This window comes from Methylobacterium sp. 001424705, assembly GCF_059816145.1.
In genome coordinates this window covers 1-16,820 of record NZ_JCBANU010000021.1, presented here as the reverse complement: position 1 = coordinate 16,820, position 16,820 = coordinate 1, and the positions used below count along the sequence as shown (strand labels likewise).

Here is a 16,820-nt window from a genome sequence, read left to right as displayed (position 1 = left end):
CCACGAGGGCAGCACCTGTCGGAGTTTCGTGGTCGCGCCTCATGCCATCGAATCCCATCATCCACGGCAACCCTGAGCGCGGGTTCCCGTCGCAAATACGTAGAAAGATGTTACGATCGGGGCGATATGATGCACGCATCCGATAATTCACCTCTCGCCATCGACCTCGCCCTGGGCGGCACGATCACCGTCGGGTCGCACCGCATCTCGGTCGCCGAGGCCGTCACGGTGCTCGACGCGATCGCGGAGACGGGCTCCGTCCAGGGCATCGCGACCGCGCTCGGCCTCTCCTACCGGGCGGCCTGGGAGCGTCTTCGTGCCCTCGAAGCCGGCCTCGGGCACCAGCTCGTGCAGAAGACGCGCGGGCACGGCAGCGCGCTGACGCCCACGGGTGTGCTGCTGCGCGAGTCCCTGGGAACGGCCGCGGCCAGTCTCGCGGCGCCGATGGCCCGGGAAGCACACGCCATCAGTGCCCACCTCGCGCCGGTCCTGACCGGGGCCGTGCGCCCCGTCACGCTGGTCGCCAGCCACGACCTGCTCATCATGGACGTCGCCGCGACCTGGCCGAAGCTCGCCCTGGCGATCGCCGGCAGCGAGGATGCCGTGGCGCGCCTGACCGAGGCCCGTGCCGATGCGGCCGGATTCCACTGCGGTGCCGTCGACTGGCCGACGGCCGGTCCCGCCTTCGCGGACCTCGCGGCCGATCCCGGTTTCCGGGTCAGGATTCTGTTCGAGCGCGAGCAGGGATTGATGCTCGCGGCCGGCAATCCCCTCGGCATCCGCGGCGTGGACGACCTCGCCGCCGGAAATGCCCGGTACGTCAATCGCCAGAAGGGGTCGGGCACCCGGGTGTGGTTCGATCGGCTTCTCGCCCAGCACGACATTCCGGCCGACCGGATCCGGGGCTACGCCACCGAGGAATTCACGCATCAGGCGGTCGCCGCCGTGATTGCCTACGGCGCGGCCGATGCCGGGCTCGGTGCGCGGGCGGCGGCCGACCGGTTCGGACTCGATTTTCTCTCCGTGGGCTGGGAGCGCTACTACCTCGCGACCGCCCAATCCCGGATCGACGCGACCTTCGACGCCCTCGCGGAGGCCCTGGCCGAGCGCGCGTGCCGGACATCCGGCTACCGCCCGCCCGAGACCGTGCGGGGCATCGGGCAAGGGACTGCCGTTCCCGGGGCGCCGCTTCCCTAATCCGCCAGGATCGGCGCGCAGACGGCACGTCCATGGCCCGGCAGTGCGACCACCGCCACGGCGACGCCGTAGATCCGCGCCAGGGTCTCGGGCGTGATCGTCGCGGCCGGAGTCCCGAGGGCGAGGAGTCGGCCCTCGTGCAGGAGGGCCACCCGGTCGGCGCACAGGAAGGCGTGGTCCGGGTCGTGCGTCGAGAGGACGACCGCGATACCCGATCGCGACAGGCGACGGATCTGGCCGAGCACCCGGGCCTGGTTGCCGAAATCGAGGCTGGCGGTGGGCTCGTCCATCACGACGATCCGGGGTTCGCCGGCGAGCGCGCGGGCGATCAGCACCATCTGGCGCTCGCCGCCGCTGATCTCGGTGTAGATCCGTTCCGCGAGGTGCCCGATCTCCAGGGTTTCGAGAACTCGCTCGGCCACGGCGTGGTCGGCCGGGCCGGGGCTCGCGAAGACGCCGAGCCGGCTCGCGCGCCCCATCAGGACGACGTCGCGCACCCGGAACGGAAAGAACCCGCCCTGCGCCTGGGGGACGTAGCCGAGGCTCGCAGCCAGCCGACGCCGGGACCAGCGGCCGATCTCCTCCCCGTCGAGGCGGATGCGGCCGCCGAGGGGTGGGAGCAGGCCCAGGAGCGTCTTGAACAGCGTGGTCTTGCCGCCGCCATTCGGGCCCAACAGGCACAGCACCTCCCCGGGCTCAACGGTGAGGGCGAGGCCGGCGCCGATGCGACGGCGCCCGTAGCCGAAGGCGAGATCCTCGACGCTGAGCATCAGGCCCAGCCCCGCCGGCCGCTGGCAAGGAGCCAGAGGAAGAACGGCGCGCCGATGAGCGCGGTCAGGATGCCGAGCGGCACCTCGATGGGGGCGATGGTGCGGGCCACGAGGTCGACGGCGAGCAGGTAGCCCGCACCGAGAACCAGGGAAGCCGGCAGCAGGCGGCGGAAATCCGGTCCCACCAGCAGCCGGGCCACGTGCGGCACCAAGAGGCCGATCCAACCGATCACCCCCGTCACCGACACCGAGGCGGCGGTGACCAGCGTGGCGGCGGCGATCAGGACCGGGCGCAGGACCCGGGTCTCGATCCCGAGGGCGCGGGCTTCCTCCTCGCCGAGGCTCATCAGGTTCATGCGCCAGCGCAGGAGCACCAGGGGCACCAGACCGAGGCCGATCGCCGGCAGGATCGCGACGACATCCCCCGACGTCACGGAAGCGAGGCTGCCGAGGAGCCAGTAGGTGATGGCGGGCAACTGGTTGTAGGGATCCGCCAGGACCTTCAGGAGCGCGATGGCCGAGCCCAGCACGGCCCCGATGGCGACACCGGCCAGGACCAGCGTCAGCACCGGATCCTGACCGCGCACCGCCGCGCCGACCGCGTAGACGGCGGCGACCGCGCCGAGGCCGCCGGCGAAGGCGAGCCCCTGGATCGCCGCCACGGGCAGGGACAGGAAGATGCCGAGCACCGCCCCGAGGCTCGCCCCCGCCGAGACCCCGAGAATGTCCGGCGAGACCAGGGGGTTCCGGAACAGGCCCTGGTAGGTCGCCCCGGCGGCGGCGAGGCTCGCCCCCACCACCAGGGCGGCGAGGACACGGGGCAGGCGGATCTGGAGGATGACGGTCTGCATCGCCGGGTCGGCCCGCGCGGGCAGGCCGACGAGCCGGGCCCCCAGGATCTCGACCACGTCGCCGAGGGGAACGGCGAAGCGCCCGGTGGCCAGCGCCAGCACCACCAGGGCGAGGAGCCCCAGCATCGGCGCCAGGACGGGCCAGATCCGCGCCCATCGCCGGCGTTCCGCCTTCTCCGGCAGGGCGAGGGCCTCCGTCTCCGGCGTCATGGCTTCGGACCGGGCGCGGCGCCCGAGAGCAGCGCCGCCACCTGCCCGTCATCGAGATCCACATGGTAGAAGCGCCGGTAGAAGTCCCGCGTCGCCGCCTCCAGGCCAGTCGGGAACAGGTCCGGGTAGAGCACCTGCGCCAGCCAGCGGATGCCGATCAGGCGATTGGCACCGGGCGGTGCATCGAACCAGCCGAAGGGCAGGGCCGGCACCTGGTAGACCCGACCCGCGCGGACGGCGCGGAGGCCGGACCAGAGCGGGTCTTGCGCGATCCCACGCAGGAAGCCGGCATCCTGGGTGAGGATCACGTCCGGGTCCCAGGCCAGCACCTGTTCCGGCGAGACGGTGGCGATCCCGCCGGAGCCGGCCGCCGCCGCGACGTTCCGGGCTCCGACCACGCCGAGGAGCTCGACGTTGATCGACCCGCCGAGGCCGGTCTCGAGCCCCTTCGGCCCGCGGGCGTAGTAGACCCGCGGGCGCCGCGCCTCCGGCACCGTCGCGATCACCCGGGCCACATCCGCCACCGCAGCCTCGGACTCACCCGCGAGGTCCGCCGCCGCCGATTCCAGGCCGAGGAGGGCGCCGAGGCGCCGATAGCTCTCCGCGGTCTTCTCGAAATGCCCGTCGAGGAGCACGTAGGGAATCCCGGTCTGGGCCTGGACCCGGTCGGCGAGGGACGCGTAGGTCGGCGCCGTGCTGCCGACATCGAGGATGAGATCGGGCTTGAGGCCGAGGACCGCCTCGACGTTCGCGGTCCCGCCGCGCCCGGTCAGGCGCCCCGTGACGGGCAGGTCGCGGGTCGCGGGAGCGAGAAAGGGCTTCTCCTCCGGGGTCGGGCTGCGGATCCAGCCGACCATCCGGTCCGGCGCCAGGGTGTAGAGCAGGACGGAGGCCGGCGGGCCGGCCGCCAGGATTCGGGCGGGGCGCTCGGGCACCGCGACGGTCCGGCCGGCGGCATCGGTGAAGGGCCGTGCGTCGAGGGGGCCGCCTAGACCGAGCCCCGCCAGCAAGGGAACGAGGCGAAGGGTGGCGTGACGCGCACGGCGCAGACCGCCATGCGGACGTGGAAACGGTGCCGTGTTCACAGGAGAACGATCCCCAGACGAGCGGGTGTCCGCGTCAGTGTAGTGGGTCCGGCAGCCGGCGCCTACGGACGGGATGTCCGGGCCGGTGCGGGCCGCAGAGCGCCGATGCGGCGCAGACGGGACGACGGGCGCTACGCCGCACGGGATCGCTCGGCGTTGCAGGAGGGCAGGAACGACAAGGTCACGACCGGGCCTCTCGTCCGCAGGGGAATCGGTGCCGCGGACCCACGCAGCTGCGCCGCGATCGTCCGGCTCGCCCGGAACGAGACGATGCGCTTCTCGCCCACCAGGACCGGGGCGCCGGACGCCAGGTTTCGCCCCGGGCGCGGCGCCCGGGGGACGGCCGAGAAGACGCCGAGCCCCCGCAATTCGACCCGGTCGTCCGCAGCCAGGGCTTCGGCGATCCGTGCCAGGATGGCGTTCACCACGGCGTCCGCCTCCGCGGCTCCGAGATGCGGGTGTTGCTCGCACATGCGGGCGATCAGACCGGACTTGATCATGGTGGGAACTCAGCACCTGCGAGTGATCGAGAGGAGGGAGAAGTTTCGCGTCTTCTCGCACCGGACGCAGAGGCCGGTTTCCGCCCCAGCAGGGTCTTCCGGCTCGATGGATCCGGGCGCCGTGCGCTCGCGTGTCATCGGAGACTGTTCTCACGAACGTCGACGGCGCAGGCCCGCGACGCGTCCGCCTTCCCGATCCGCTCATCCAGGGTCCGCGCCAGCTGTCGCGCGATGCCCACCAGCGCGGCGACCATCGGCGTCGCCGGTTCGCGTTGCGGCACGACGAGGCCGATCGTGTGCTCGATCTCCGGCTCGACGATCGGGATCGTCCGCAGACCCGGCATCGGCCCGAGGGCGTCGGCCAGCGCGGCCGGCATGATGCTCGACCAGTGCAGGGTGCGCACATGGCTCATCAGGACGATCATCGAATTCGACTCGAGGGTCGGCGCAGGGTCGCTCCCTGAGGCCCGAAGCTGCTGATCGACGATGCGCCGGTTCTGCATGTCGGGCGTGAGCAGGCAGAGCGGCGTCCGGCTGACTTCGGACCAGGTGATGCTGGTGCGCCCGTCGTGCTGGCCGCCGGCCGCGGTGAGAAGCTGATAGCGCTCCTTGAAGAGCGGGATCGTCGTGACCCGGCTCAGCGGCTCACGGTCGAGATAGGTGAGACCGGCATCCGCCACGAGGTTCTCGATCAGGTCGAGGATGGTCGCCGACGTCGCCGACAGCACGCTGAGGCGGACGTCCGGATAGCGGAGATGATACGGGGTGGTCAGCGCGGAGATCATCGGAAGGACGGTCGGGATCGCGGCGATCCGCAGGTGTCCCGCCGGTCCCCGGCGCAGGGTCGCGACATCCTCGCGCATCGCGCGCGCATCGGCGACGATCCGCCGGGCCCAGGCCAGAACCCGTTCGCCCTCGGGCGTGAATCCCTGAAACCGGGAGCCGCGCTGCACCAGCCGGATCCCGAGTTGGTTCTCCAGGCTCTTTACACCGGCCGACAGCGTCTGCTGCGTCACGCAGCACGCATCCGCGGCGCGCCCGAAATGGTGCTCCCGCGACAGGGCGAGGAGAAGGTCGAGTTTGTCGATCACGGGTCCGGGAGAGGAAGCATGGCGCCGTCAGGCTCCGAGACGACCGGTGGTATACATCCGATGCGATCGGCTCAATAAGTCGTAGACTTCCATTGGCCGTGTGAGTTAGGGCCTGGCTCATGGCGGGATTGGACGTATGCGGCCCCGACCCGGAGGCGTGCCGCGAAGAACCCGCGACGGCTGGCGTTGGATGGGTCCAGGGTCGGTGCTGACGGATTTGGCCAAGACGAGGGGTGCCTGATCGGCGCCTCGAGAGGATCGGTCTCAGGACGCCACAGAGGTCTACGCGAGGCCCCGTCCAGCATCCCGGCCCTGGCATCGCGTCCAACGGACGAGAAATCGAACCGGCATTCCCGATCAGGCGCTGCGGGCGCCCCGATCGACGCCCATTCTTGCGACCGACGACGCATGACCGCCCGGCTGGGACCGATCGAACGGGACCGACGCCCCGCTCGGCCCGGCGCGCCTGGAACAGTCTCGTTCTCGAAATCCCGCCCACGGATGCCGATGCCCTGCTCGCCGCCTGGACGGACGACACGGAGATCATGAAGCGCCAGCCCGGATTCGTCTCGGCACCGCGGCACCGCGGCATCGCGGGCAGGGGCGTCTTCCTGGACGACGCCGTCTGGGACAGCGTCGCGGCGTTCCGTGCGGCCTTCACCGACCCCGAGTTCCGAGCCCGTCTCGCCGATGATCCGGGCGAGCGCCACGGCGAGCCCGCAGCTGTTCCACACGGTCGCCGTTCCGGCCCTCTGCGCGGCGTGAACCCCAGCCTTCCTTCCGACGAGATCGCCCTGCGCGAGGACGCGACCGACAAGGCCGACGTCATCGGCGCCGGCGCCGTGGCGGATCCCGCACTCGGACTGGCGGCGGAGTCGGTCCCGAGCCTCGGAGCGCGGCTTCAGGGAACGGGCGCCCGGCAACGGATGAGCGTGCGCGACCCGAGGCGTCCGCAGACCGAGGACCAATTTCTCGGACCGGTCGCAGCACGTGCGGACAGGTCCCGCCCCACCCCGACCGCAGGCGGCGCCGTCATGGCTGGCGAAAAGCCCTCGCTCGCCAACAGGTCGAGCGGACGATCAGGATCGGCCGAACCGTGCCGTTTTGCCCTGCACCGCATGACGTCCGATCCGTATCCTCCACGGTTCGGGGAGGGCTTGCCCGGGGCGCGACAGGACCCGCTGCACGCATGACGGGCGTCGATTCAGCCCGTAAGGTGCGGCCCGGAGATTGAGCATGGCGCACCCTCACGATCATGACGACCATTCCCATGGGAGGCGCCCGGCGAGCGAACTCTCGCCGATGGAATTGCGGGTGCGCGCCCTGGAATCCATCCTCGTGGAGAAGGGCTACGTCGATCCGGCCGCCCTCGATGCGCTGATCGAGACCTACGAGACCAAGGTCGGCCCGCATAACGGGGCCCGGGTGGTGGCGCGGGCCTGGGTCGATCCCGGCTTTCGCGCCCGCCTGCTCGCGGATGCCACTCCGGCCATGCGCGAGCTCGGCGTCGGCGGGCGGGGTGGTGAGCACATGGTCGTCGTCGCCAACACCCCCGAGGAACACAACCTCGTGGTCTGCACGCTCTGCTCCTGCTACCCGTGGCCGGTGCTCGGCCTGCCACCGATCTGGTACAAGTCGCCCCCCTACCGCTCGCGCGCCGTGATCGAGCCGCGCGCGGTGCTGGCCGAGTTCGGCGTGACGCTGCCGGTCGAACAGCGCATCCGGGTCTGGGATTCCACCGCCGAGCTGCGCTACATGGTGTTGCCGATGCGTCCCGCCGGAACGGAAGAACTGGACGAGGCAGCCCTCGCGGCCCTCGTCACCCGGGATGCGATGATCGGCACCGGCCTTCCGCGCGCCCCGGCAACGACCGCATGAACGGGGGGCAGGACCTCGGCGGCATGCACGGCTTCGGCCCTGTCGCGCCCGAAGCCGACGAGCCGCGCTTCCATGCGGCCTGGGAGAAGCGCGTCTTCGGCCTCGCAATGGCCATGGGCCTCTCCGGCGCCTGGAACCTCGATGCCAGCCGGTCGGCCCGCGAGGCGCTGCCGCCGGGCGAGTACCTCGCTTCCAGCTATTACGCGATCTGGCTCAAGGCGCTGGAACGCCAGGTGCAGCACCACGGCCTCGTCACGCCCGAGGAGCTGTCTACCGGCATCGCGTCGGCTCCCGCCGCTCCGGTCAAGCGCGTCCTTCGGGGGGAAGAGGTGGCGCCGCTCTTCGCGCGGGGCTTCCCGAGCGACCGGCCCGTCCCCGACCCGGCGCGCTTCTCGCCGGGCGACCGCGTCCGCGCCCGGATCATCCATCCGGCGGGACACACGCGCCTGCCGCGCTACGTGCGGGGCCAGATCGGGACCATCGAGGCGGTGCATGGCGGCTTCGTCTTTCCCGACATGAACGCGCAGCTCGCCGGCGAGGCGCCGCAATGGCTCTACACCGTCCGGTTCTCCGGCCGCGACCTCTGGGGGGACCAGGCCGAACCCGGCCACACCGTCTCGGTGAACGCCTTCGAGAGCTACCTGGACCCCGTCGAACCGGTACGCTCCGCATGAGCGCCGATCAGATTCCCCGGGACGACGGGGCCGATCCGGTCTTTGCCGAGCCCTGGGAGGCCCAGGCCTTCGCCCTGGTGGTGGCGCTCCACGACCGCGGCCTGTTCGACTGGAGCGAATGGGCGGAGGCGCTCGGGGCGCAGACGCGGCGCACCGGGCAGGCGGCGGACTATGCCGCCTGGCTCGCGACCCTCGAAGGCCTGCTCGCGGCACGCGGCATCGCGGCGCCCGAACGCCTCGCCGCGCGCCGGGCCGCCTTCGCACGGGCCGCCGCGGCGACACCGCACGGCGAGCCGATCCTCCTGGCGAACGATCCGCTCGCGGCCACCCGTCCGGGGTGAGGGGCCGAGACGCTGCGAGAACCGGGCGGGTGCGTGAGCCGTCGCTCCGCAAACGTGGGGCCGGATCGGAGCAGGCGATCTCGGGTCGAACGGTCGAGCGTCCTGAACCCGGCCCGAGGCGATGACGGCGCCTGTCGATCCGACAGGACGAGGCGACACGATCGGCAATGCCTCCGTCGCGTGCACGGGCCTGACACGGATCAGCGTCGGGAGCGACTGGGAGAACACCGAAAGGAATGGCGGAGACGGAGGGATTCGAACCCTCGATACCCCTTTCGGGGTATGCTCATTTAGCAAACGAGTGCCTTCAGCCGCTCGGCCACGTCTCCGCAGGCGGTCGATCTAGAATTTCGCATTCGGCGGGTCAAGCTGCGATTGGCGCAGCCGCAGGGAAATCGATGCCTTCCGGGCGGGCGTGCCGTCGGGGCCACAGGCCCGGTCGATGCCCCGGGGCCGCCGGACGGGCCGGGCAGGGCGGCTCTCGCGGCCGCCGTGCCGTCTCAGGCGCCGACGCTGGCGGCGAGGCGCTTGCGCTGGATCTTGCCGTTCGCCGTGCGCGGCAGCGCATCCAGGAAGCGCACTTCGCGGGGGCACTTGTAGGTCGCGAGGCGATCGAGACACCAGGCCATGATGTCGTCGGCGTCCAGCACGGCATCGGGCTTCGGCACGACGAAGGCGGTGATGACGCTGAGGTCGGCCCGGACCGCCATCTCCGCGACGCCGACCTCGGCGACGTCGGGATGCTCGATCACGACTCCCTCGATCTCGTTCGGCGAGACCCGATAGCCGAAGGCGTTCATGAGGTCGTCGTTGCGGCCGTGGTAGGTCAGGTAGCCGTCCGCATCGAGGCTCGCGCGGTCGCCACCGACGAACCAGTCGCCGCGCATCACCGCGGCCTCCTCCTCGGGCCGGTTCCAGTAGCCCAGCATCAGGCCCGGCTCGGAGCGGTGGATGGCGAGGAGGCCGACCTCTCCGGGCGGCAGCGGCTCGGCCGGGCCCTCGGCCGGCAGGATCGCCACGCGGCGCCCGGGCTGCGGTTTGCCGGGGGAGCCGGGGCGCACGGGGATCGTCGGGCCACTCGAGACGTAGGTCGAGCACTCGCTCATCCCGAGAGCCTCGTAGAGGGGCTTGCCGGTCGCCTGCGTCCAGGCCGCGAGGAGCTCGGGCGACAGGGCCTCTCCCGCCGTCACCCCGTGGCGCAGGATGCCGAGATCGACGGCCCCGAGATCGGCATATTTCAGGATCTGGCGGTAGAGGCTCGGCACGGCGGCGAAGAGCGTTGCCCGATGACGGGCGATGAGGGCCGGCCAGATCGCCGGATCGCGCGGGCCGTCGTAGAGCACTGCCGTGGCGCCGCAGGCCCAGGGATCGGTGATCCCGACGCCCAGCGTGTAGGTCCAATTCATCGTACCGGCATGGAGCATGACGTCGTGCTCCGACAGGCCGAGCCAGTGCGCGTGCATCGGCCGGCGCCCGCGGATGGCGCGATGCGCGTGCAGGACGCCCTTGGGCCGGCTGGTCGTGCCGGAGGTGTAGACCAGGGTCGCGGGGTCCTCGGCCCGGGTGTCCGCGTAATCGGGCAGCAGCGGCCCGGCCTTCATCGCGGCGATGTCGTCGGGCCGGAGCAGGATTCGCCCCCCGAGCGCGGGCGGATCGACGGCATGGCCCGCCCCCACGACCACGACGGACGCGCCCGCATTCTCCATCAGGAACGCGGCCTCGGGCTCGGTCAGCTGCGGCGAGGCGGGCAGGGCCACGAGGCCGGCGGCCAGGGCTCCGAAGTAGACCAGCACGTAGTCCGCCTCGTTGCCCATGCGAATCATCACGCGCGCGCCGGGCGCGAGGCCGAGGGACCGAAGCCCGGCCCCGATGGCCCGGACCGCCCGATCGACCTCGCCGAAGGTCAGGACGCGAACGTCGTCGCCGGCTCCCGCCATGATGAGCGCCGTCTTGTGTGCGCGCAGACGGGCATTCTCGGCAAGGCAGAAGCGCGCGCCGTTGAACGGCGGGGCCTCGGCGGCGGCGGCAAGGGATGAGGTCAAGCGAGGGCTCCGTGGCGACCCGCGCAAGGAAGCCGAAAGCGAGCGCCTCGACAAGGGCATCCGCTCCCCGTTTCCGTCGCGCCGCCCCGCGGCGCGGCCGGCCCTCAGCCGGCGATTTCCTTGGCGGCGACGAGCATCTCCTTCATCGCTTCCGCGGCGGCCTGGTAGGCGGGGGTTCCGACATCCCAGTTGCTGGCCTTGAGGGCTTCCAGCATCTTGCCGGCTTCCGCGAAGGCCTTGCTCTCCGCAGCCACCAGCCGGGCGAAGGCGGGGTGGGCGGCCGGTGCCGTCCCGGCCAGGTCCGTCTTCAGGCTCCGGCCGGGCTGGCCCGACGGGGTGGCCAGGATCGGATCCGGCTGGGCCATGCCGACGAGAACCCGGGCGAGCTTGCGCTTCCACGCGCCGAGATCGGCCGGCAGGCGCACCAGGGCGTAGACCGGCACGTCGCGGGCATTCGCGTTCAGCGCCGTCTGGCCTGTGGCCTCGGCGCGCACGAGTCGGCTCGTGATCTTCTCGATCTCCTCGTGGGTCTTCGAGGCCTTCGCGGCGATGTTCTGCACGCTGGTCGAGATTTCCGAGGTCGCGGCGCGCTGTTGTCCCAGCATGTGCGAGATCGCCTGGTTCAGGTCGCTCGCCTGCGCGATGCGGGCATTGGTCTCGACGATCCGGTGCTCGAGGTGATCGACGATGGTGCGGCCCGTGGTGACGGCGCTGCGGCTTTCGTGAACCGCCTCCGAGATCGCGCCCATCTCGGCGGTGAGGGTGCTCAGCAGCCCGCGGATCTCCCCGGTGGACTTGGCGGTCTGGGCGGAGAGCGACTTCACCTCGGCGGCCACCACGGAGAACCCGCGGCCGGCCTCGCCCGCCCGGGCGGCCTCGATGGTGGCGTTGAGGGCCAGGAGATTGGTCTGCGCCGAAATCGCCGCGATGGTGGTGGCCATCACCTCGATCTGCGCGATGGCGCGCTCGAGGACGACGACGCGATCGGAGATCTGCGAGGTCCGGACATCGATCTCGTGCATCGCCGTGCGCGCCTTCTGCGCGTCCTGGATGCAGGCCTGGGTCTCCGCGAGGGCATCCCGCGCGACGGTCACCACGGTCTCGGAGGTCTGCGCCACCTCCGCCACGGAAGCCGCCATCTCCTCGGCGGCGCCCGCGATCGTCTGGGTGGCGCTCGCCACCTCACCGACGTCGTAGGTCATCCAACCCGTGTTCGTCGCAGCCTCGGAAGCCTCGCGGGCGACGGAGGCGGTGGTGGCCAGGCTGCGCAGGAGATCGGCTTCGCGATTCGCATGCAACCGCTCGATCGCGGCGCGGAGCGGCCCCTCGGGCAGATCGACCGATGCGAGATTTTGGCTCACCATCAGGGATTCCACCGCCTGTACCAGACGGGCTTCGTCGCGGATCCCAGCGGCATCCGGCGCCGTCTCCGTGACGGGCGACTTCGGGGTGGAACGAGCGAAGGGAAGGCCGAGCATCGCGATTGGTCCTGTAAGGCGTAGCGATGTGATCTACCGATCTTCCATTAATGTATCCTTATGGCCTGAAACACCTGCTCAAAATCGAGAAGCGTTCCGCCTCGCACCGCGACGCGCTGTTGTGCAACGCGAACAATTAACAGGTGGCTCGTCGCAATCAGTGCTTGTTGTCTACCACCAGTTTTGGTTTGGTAAGCTTTAGCGTTTCATTATAATTTAGTTAAAATTCCATATTGATTGTTAATATCTATGACGAATTCAGAACCCTCGCGGAGGCCCGAGGGCTCATCCGTCCGGTCCAGCCCAGGTGGGACACCCGGCCGAGCGCGACGTCCACTTCGACACTGGCCGGCGATGCCGGGAGGCCCGCGCGCGGCCCGGGGGATCGCCGCCCGCAACCTCCGGCGAGACCGAGGGGCGTCCGCCTGGACCAAATCTGTTCAGGCGCTGAACCATCCCGCGAGGCCCGGCACGGCCCATCCAATTCAGGATGGCGCCCGGGCAGGTGCGGAGGAAGACGGGCGGCGCGTCGGATCGACGCCGCTCGGCCGCCGGCCCGGAACGAGTCCGGCTCAGGCCGAACGGGAGAGCGGCATCTCGCGCGGGCCGATGAGGTCCGCCTTGCGCTCCAGCAGAGTCGGCGGGGGGACCGGGGCCTCGATGGTGCAGACGACACCGCTGGCCGCGAACAGCAACTGGACCTCGCCATCGAGTTCCCGGGCCAGGCTGCGCTCGATCAGGCGCGAGCCGAAGCCGGTCCGGGTCGGCGGGACGACGGGGGGGCCGCCCGCCTCGCTCCAGCGCAGGATCAGGCGGGTCTCCGCCTGGCGCTCCACCGACCAGGCGATCGTCACCGTGCCCCCCTCCTGCGAGAGCGCCCCGTACTTGACCGCATTGGTGCCGAGCTCGTGGAGCGCCATGGCGATCGACAAGGCCAGGCGCGGCGGCAGCCGCAGGGCGGGACCGGAGACGAAGAACCGGGAGCGCTGCCCCTCCGCCGCATCCAGCGGCGCGATGGCGTCGGCCACGACGTTTCCGAGTTCGGCGCCGTCCCAGCTCTCCCGGGTGAGGACGTTGTGCACCCGGGCCAGGGCCAGCAGGCGGGCCTCGAACGCGGCTCGGGCCGCGGTGGCCTCCGGTCCCTCGAGCCGGCGCAGGGACTGTCCCGCGATCGACTGCACGGTGGCCAGGGTGTTCTTCACGCGATGGTTCAGTTCGTGGATCAGCAATTGCTGGTGCTCGGCGGCGCGCTTGGCGTCGGTGATGTCGACGTTGCAGCCCGTGTAGCCGAGGAAATTGCCGGTATCGTCCGTCCGCGGCACCCCCTCGCAGCGCAGCCAGCGCACGACGCCGTCCTGGTCCACCACCCGGACGTCGGCCTGGAAGGGCACCCGCGCCGCGAAGGCGTCCCGAAAGCGGGTCGCGAAGGCCTCGTAGTCCTCCGCGAAGATGATCCGGCGCCAATCCTCGCCGGCCAGCACGGCGGCCGTATGCAGCCCGAACATGTGGTCGAAATGCATGTTGGCGAAGCTGATCCGGGCGTTCTCGTCGGTCATCCAGATCAGGGCCGGAGCGGAATCGGCCATGTGGCGGAAGCGGGCTTCGCTCTCGCGCAGGGCACTCAGGCCGCGCTCGGTCTCCGCCAGCGCCCGGTCGCGCTCGTCGCTGCGCAGGCGCAGGCGCTGGGAGGCCTCCGCGAGCACGTCTCCCAGGCGCCGGATCTCGTGGATCGGCGAGGTGATCCGCGGGATGACCTCGCCGCGGGCGAGGGCCGGCCCCGTCGCGGCGAGCCGGCGCAGGGGCTGCGAGACCCGCGACCACAGGTGAACCGCCAGGATGGACGAGGTCGCCAGCACCAGGAGGCCGAAGCCGCAGAAGGCCCAGATCCAGTTGCGCAGGCGCGCTTCCACCAGGGCCTGCGGGATGATCGCGGCCGCGGTCCAGCCCGTGAGGCGGGAGCGGGCCTCGACGACCGTCACGGCCTTGAGGCGCCGATCCTTGCCCTCCCAGACATTCGGCGTCGCGGTCTGGTACTGACGCAGGGTCGCGAGGCGCTGCGAGCCGATATTGGTCTCCGGATCGGGCACCCGCGCCAGGATGACCCCGTCCCGGTCGGAGAGGCCGGTGGTCCAGCCCTCGACGGCTTCCCGGGCGACCAGGCCGTCCAGCCGGCCGATCGGGACCGTGAAGCTGAGGATATGGGTGACGCCGCCCTCGCCGAACACCGGCACCGCGACCGCATAGGTCGCGTCCGCGGGCTTCATGCCCTTGACGTAGCCCGAGACGACGGCGCGCTGGCTGCCCGTGGCGATCTCGCGATCGAAGGGCAGCCCGCTGCGCGGCAGCGGGGCCCGGCGCGGCACCGCCGTGTTCACGACCTGCTGTCCGTCCGGTCGCCGAAGCAGGATGTCGAGGCCGACCGCGTCCCGCACGAGGCGCGCCTGGGCGTCGAAATTGTCGAACTCGCCGTCCTTCAGTCGCGGCGATGTGGCGAGGGTCTGCAGCACCGAGACGAGGCCCGCCGTGTCGCGGTCGACGGAGAGGGCGATGCTCCGCACGTTCTCGCGGGCATCCTGTTCGAAGCGGGCCCGCTCGGTTCCCGCATAGCGCGCGAGGAGGATCGCCGTGAACAGCAATCCCGGTCCGATCAGCGCGATCACCAGGGCGACCAGGTAGACCTGGGTCGAGAAACCGCGCTGTCGGACACGCGCGAAGGCGGAGGCGAGCGACCCCCACCCCCGGCGCCAAGTGCGGCGCCCGGTCGGGGTCTCTCCGGGAGGCGGGGTCTCTCCGGGAGGCGGATGGCTCATGAGCGCGCGACGCCCGCGCGATCGATGTGTCCGAGGTCGCGATCCGGCGCGAGGTGATCCCGAACGCGCTGCTTGAGGACCTTGACGTCGGGGAAGCCGCCGTCGCGCGTCCGATCCCAGATCAGGTGCGGTCCGCACAGGATCACGAAGACGCCGCCGGTGCCGGGGATCAGCGCCACCTCCCCGAGGTCGTCGCGAAACGTGGAGAGGAGTTCCTGCGCCATCCATCCCGCCCGCAGCAGCCACTGGCACTGCGTGCAGTAGGTGATCGAAACCCGCGGCTTCTCGGGCGATGGGCGGGGCGTTTCGTCCATGGCGGGTAAAGCGACCGATCGCTCCCGGCTTGTCAACCGAAACGCGCGCCCGGGCACCGCACGGCGATGGTCTTCGGTGGGGTTCGGCGACGTTTTCCCGTCACCCGGCCAAGTTTTTCCCTGTGCGCCTTTATCGCAGCGCCGATGCGCCTATGTGTGTTCACGGGCCGGTGAGGGACCGATCTTCGCGCGGCGCGCCGATGGCCAAGGAGTCCAAGCATGCGTTCAGGTGTCGTCACCCCGACGACGGGTCCCGTCCGGGCCTGGCTCGGCAGGGTTCGGATCGCTGTCGCGGCTCTCGCCCTGGGCACGACCCTGACCGGCTGCGGAGCGATCAATCGGGTCCCGACCCTCGAGGAGCGGGCGAAATCCTCGTGGAGCGAGGTGCAGAACCAGTACCAGCGCCGGGCCGACCTGATCCCGAACCTCGTCGAGACGGTGAAGGGCTACGCGCAGCAGGAGAAGGACGTGCTGATCGGCGTGACCGAGGCGCGGGCCAAGGCGTCGAGCGTCAAGGTCGATGCCTCGACCGTGAGCGATCCGCAGAAGTTCAAGGAATTCCAGGACGCGCAGAACCAGCTCTCGGGCGCCCTCGGCCGCCTCCTCGTCACCGTCGAGCGCTACCCCGACATCAAGTCGAACCAGAACTTCCTCGCCCTGCAGTCGCAGCTCGAAGGCACCGAGAACCGGATCGCCGTCGCCCGCCGCGACTACATCGCCGCGGTCCAGGACTACAACACCGAGGTCCGCACCATTCCGGGCCGGTGGATCGCCGCCGTCTTCTACCCGGACGCGAAGCCGATGGAGACCTTCACGGCGACGCCGAACGCCGAGCGCCCGCCGAACGTGAAGTTCTAGCCCGCCATGGACCGTCCGCGCCCGGGCAGCGCCGGGACAGACGCCATCCGGTCGATCGCCACGCGGCTGATTTTCGGGCTCTGGCTCGTCGTCGGCGCCACCGGCCTCGCGCACGCGCAGGCCGGTGGCGCCGAACCGACCTTCCCCGCCCTGACCGGGCGGGTGGTCGACGGCGCCGGCCTCCTCAAGCCCGAGGACCGGACGGCCCTCGAGACCAAGCTGAAGGCCTACGAGGACAAGACCTCCGATCAGGTGGTGGTCGCCACGGTCCCCAGCCTGCAGGGCCGGACGGTGGAGGACTACGCCAACCGCCTGTTCCGCGCCTGGAAGCTCGGGCAGGCCAAGACCGACAACGGGGCGCTGCTCCTCGTCGCCCCCAACGAGCGCAAGGTCCGGATCGAAGTCGGCTACGGCCTCGAGGGGGCCCTCACCGATGCCCTCTCGAAGGTCATCATCACCACCGCGATCACGCCGCGCTTCAAGACCGGCGACTACGCCGGCGGCATCAACGCGGGCGTCGACGCGGTGCTGTCGATCCTCGCGGGCGACGCCGAGGAGTGGCAACGCAAGGCGCAGGTACGCAGCGACGAGGCCGATCCCGGACAGGTGGTGATCTTCATCATCCTGTTCTTCGTCGTCCTGTTCGTCGTCTACCGGATGAACCGCGGGCGGCGGGGCGGTGGGGGCGGCTTCATCATTCTGCCGGGGCCATCCTCGGGGG

The 16,820-nt window shown here is 70.9% G+C and carries 16 protein-coding genes and 1 tRNA gene; 7 read left to right on the top strand and 10 right to left on the bottom strand.

The window, feature by feature from the left end:
• Positions 1-126 precede the first annotated feature (126 nt).
• Positions 127-1,197 (top strand): substrate-binding domain-containing protein, encoded by a 1,071-nt coding sequence (locus tag AC6EUL_RS15895; protein WP_499871216.1) that lies wholly within the window; start codon positions 127-129, stop codon positions 1,195-1,197.
• Here the strand turns inward: AC6EUL_RS15895 and AC6EUL_RS15890 are convergent.
• From AC6EUL_RS15890 to AC6EUL_RS15870, 5 genes are all read right to left on the bottom strand, one after another.
• Entirely contained in the window at positions 1,194-1,970 is a 777-nt protein-coding gene (locus AC6EUL_RS15890) for an ABC transporter ATP-binding protein (protein ID WP_499871329.1), read from the bottom strand. The genes AC6EUL_RS15895 and AC6EUL_RS15890 overlap by 4 nt on opposite strands.
• Positions 1,967-2,944, bottom strand: a complete 978-nt coding sequence (locus AC6EUL_RS15885) for a FecCD family ABC transporter permease (protein WP_499871327.1) — start codon at positions 2,942-2,944, stop codon at positions 1,967-1,969. The genes AC6EUL_RS15890 and AC6EUL_RS15885 overlap by 4 nt, the downstream gene beginning before the upstream one ends.
• Positions 2,945-3,024: 80 nt before the next feature.
• Entirely contained in the window at positions 3,025-4,038 is a 1,014-nt protein-coding gene (locus AC6EUL_RS15880) for an iron ABC transporter substrate-binding protein (protein WP_499871325.1), read from the bottom strand.
• Positions 4,039-4,244: 206 nt separating this feature from the next.
• Positions 4,245-4,613: an HU family DNA-binding protein gene (locus tag AC6EUL_RS15875; protein WP_499871214.1), complete on the bottom strand. Its 369-nt coding sequence runs from the start codon at positions 4,611-4,613 to the stop codon at positions 4,245-4,247.
• 134 nt (positions 4,614-4,747) lie between these two features.
• Positions 4,748-5,704: a LysR family transcriptional regulator gene (locus AC6EUL_RS15870; RefSeq protein ID WP_499871212.1), complete on the bottom strand. Its 957-nt coding sequence runs from the start codon at positions 5,702-5,704 to the stop codon at positions 4,748-4,750.
• A gap of 233 nt (positions 5,705-5,937) precedes the next feature.
• Here AC6EUL_RS15870 and AC6EUL_RS15865 point away from each other — a divergent pair, with 233 nt between their 5' ends.
• The 4 genes from AC6EUL_RS15865 to AC6EUL_RS15850 are packed head-to-tail and all read left to right on the top strand — an operon-like array spanning position 5,938 to position 8,597.
• The gene (locus AC6EUL_RS15865; protein ID WP_499871210.1) at positions 5,938-6,897 is read left to right on the top strand and encodes an antibiotic biosynthesis monooxygenase family protein; all 960 of its coding nucleotides are present in this window, start codon (positions 5,938-5,940) and stop codon (positions 6,895-6,897) included.
• Between the two features lie 43 nt (positions 6,898-6,940).
• Positions 6,941-7,582: a nitrile hydratase subunit alpha gene (gene nthA / locus AC6EUL_RS15860; RefSeq protein ID WP_056354287.1), complete on the top strand. Its 642-nt coding sequence runs from the start codon at positions 6,941-6,943 to the stop codon at positions 7,580-7,582.
• Entirely contained in the window at positions 7,579-8,256 is a 678-nt protein-coding gene (gene nthB / locus AC6EUL_RS15855; protein WP_499871207.1) for a nitrile hydratase subunit beta, read from the top strand. Before nthA ends, nthB begins: the two co-directional genes overlap by 4 nt.
• Positions 8,253-8,597, top strand: coding sequence for a nitrile hydratase accessory protein (locus tag AC6EUL_RS15850; RefSeq protein ID WP_499871205.1), 345 nt, complete (start codon positions 8,253-8,255; stop codon positions 8,595-8,597). Before nthB ends, AC6EUL_RS15850 begins: the two co-directional genes overlap by 4 nt.
• A 237-nt stretch (positions 8,598-8,834) precedes the next feature.
• Here AC6EUL_RS15850 and AC6EUL_RS15845 read toward each other — a convergent pair.
• The 5 genes from AC6EUL_RS15845 to AC6EUL_RS15825 form a co-directional block, all read right to left on the bottom strand.
• Positions 8,835-8,926: transfer RNA gene (locus AC6EUL_RS15845), tRNA-Ser, on the bottom strand.
• Between the two features lie 171 nt (positions 8,927-9,097).
• The gene (locus AC6EUL_RS15840; protein WP_499871203.1) at positions 9,098-10,699 is read right to left on the bottom strand and encodes a class I adenylate-forming enzyme family protein; all 1,602 of its coding nucleotides are present in this window, start codon (positions 10,697-10,699) and stop codon (positions 9,098-9,100) included.
• Between the two features lie 44 nt (positions 10,700-10,743).
• Positions 10,744-12,117, bottom strand: a complete 1,374-nt coding sequence (locus AC6EUL_RS15835) for a methyl-accepting chemotaxis protein (RefSeq protein ID WP_056212848.1) — start codon at positions 12,115-12,117, stop codon at positions 10,744-10,746.
• 572 nt (positions 12,118-12,689) lie between these two features.
• The gene (locus AC6EUL_RS15830) at positions 12,690-14,927 is read right to left on the bottom strand and encodes a sensor histidine kinase (RefSeq protein ID WP_499871200.1); all 2,238 of its coding nucleotides are present in this window, start codon (positions 14,925-14,927) and stop codon (positions 12,690-12,692) included.
• On the bottom strand, positions 14,924-15,241 hold the full coding sequence (locus tag AC6EUL_RS15825; RefSeq protein WP_056212846.1) for an Rdx family protein: 318 nt from the start codon (positions 15,239-15,241) through the stop codon (positions 14,924-14,926). Before AC6EUL_RS15825 ends, AC6EUL_RS15830 begins: the two co-directional genes overlap by 4 nt.
• Before the next feature lie 219 nt (positions 15,242-15,460).
• On the opposite strand from AC6EUL_RS15825, the gene AC6EUL_RS15820 reads away from it, so the two are divergent.
• Together AC6EUL_RS15820 and AC6EUL_RS15815 are read left to right on the top strand one after the other, a co-directional pair.
• The gene (locus tag AC6EUL_RS15820; protein ID WP_056272341.1) at positions 15,461-16,099 is read left to right on the top strand and encodes a LemA family protein; all 639 of its coding nucleotides are present in this window, start codon (positions 15,461-15,463) and stop codon (positions 16,097-16,099) included.
• Positions 16,100-16,105: 6 nt separating this feature from the next.
• On the top strand, positions 16,106-16,820 hold a 715-nt coding region (locus AC6EUL_RS15815), incomplete at its 3' end, for a TPM domain-containing protein (RefSeq protein WP_499871198.1).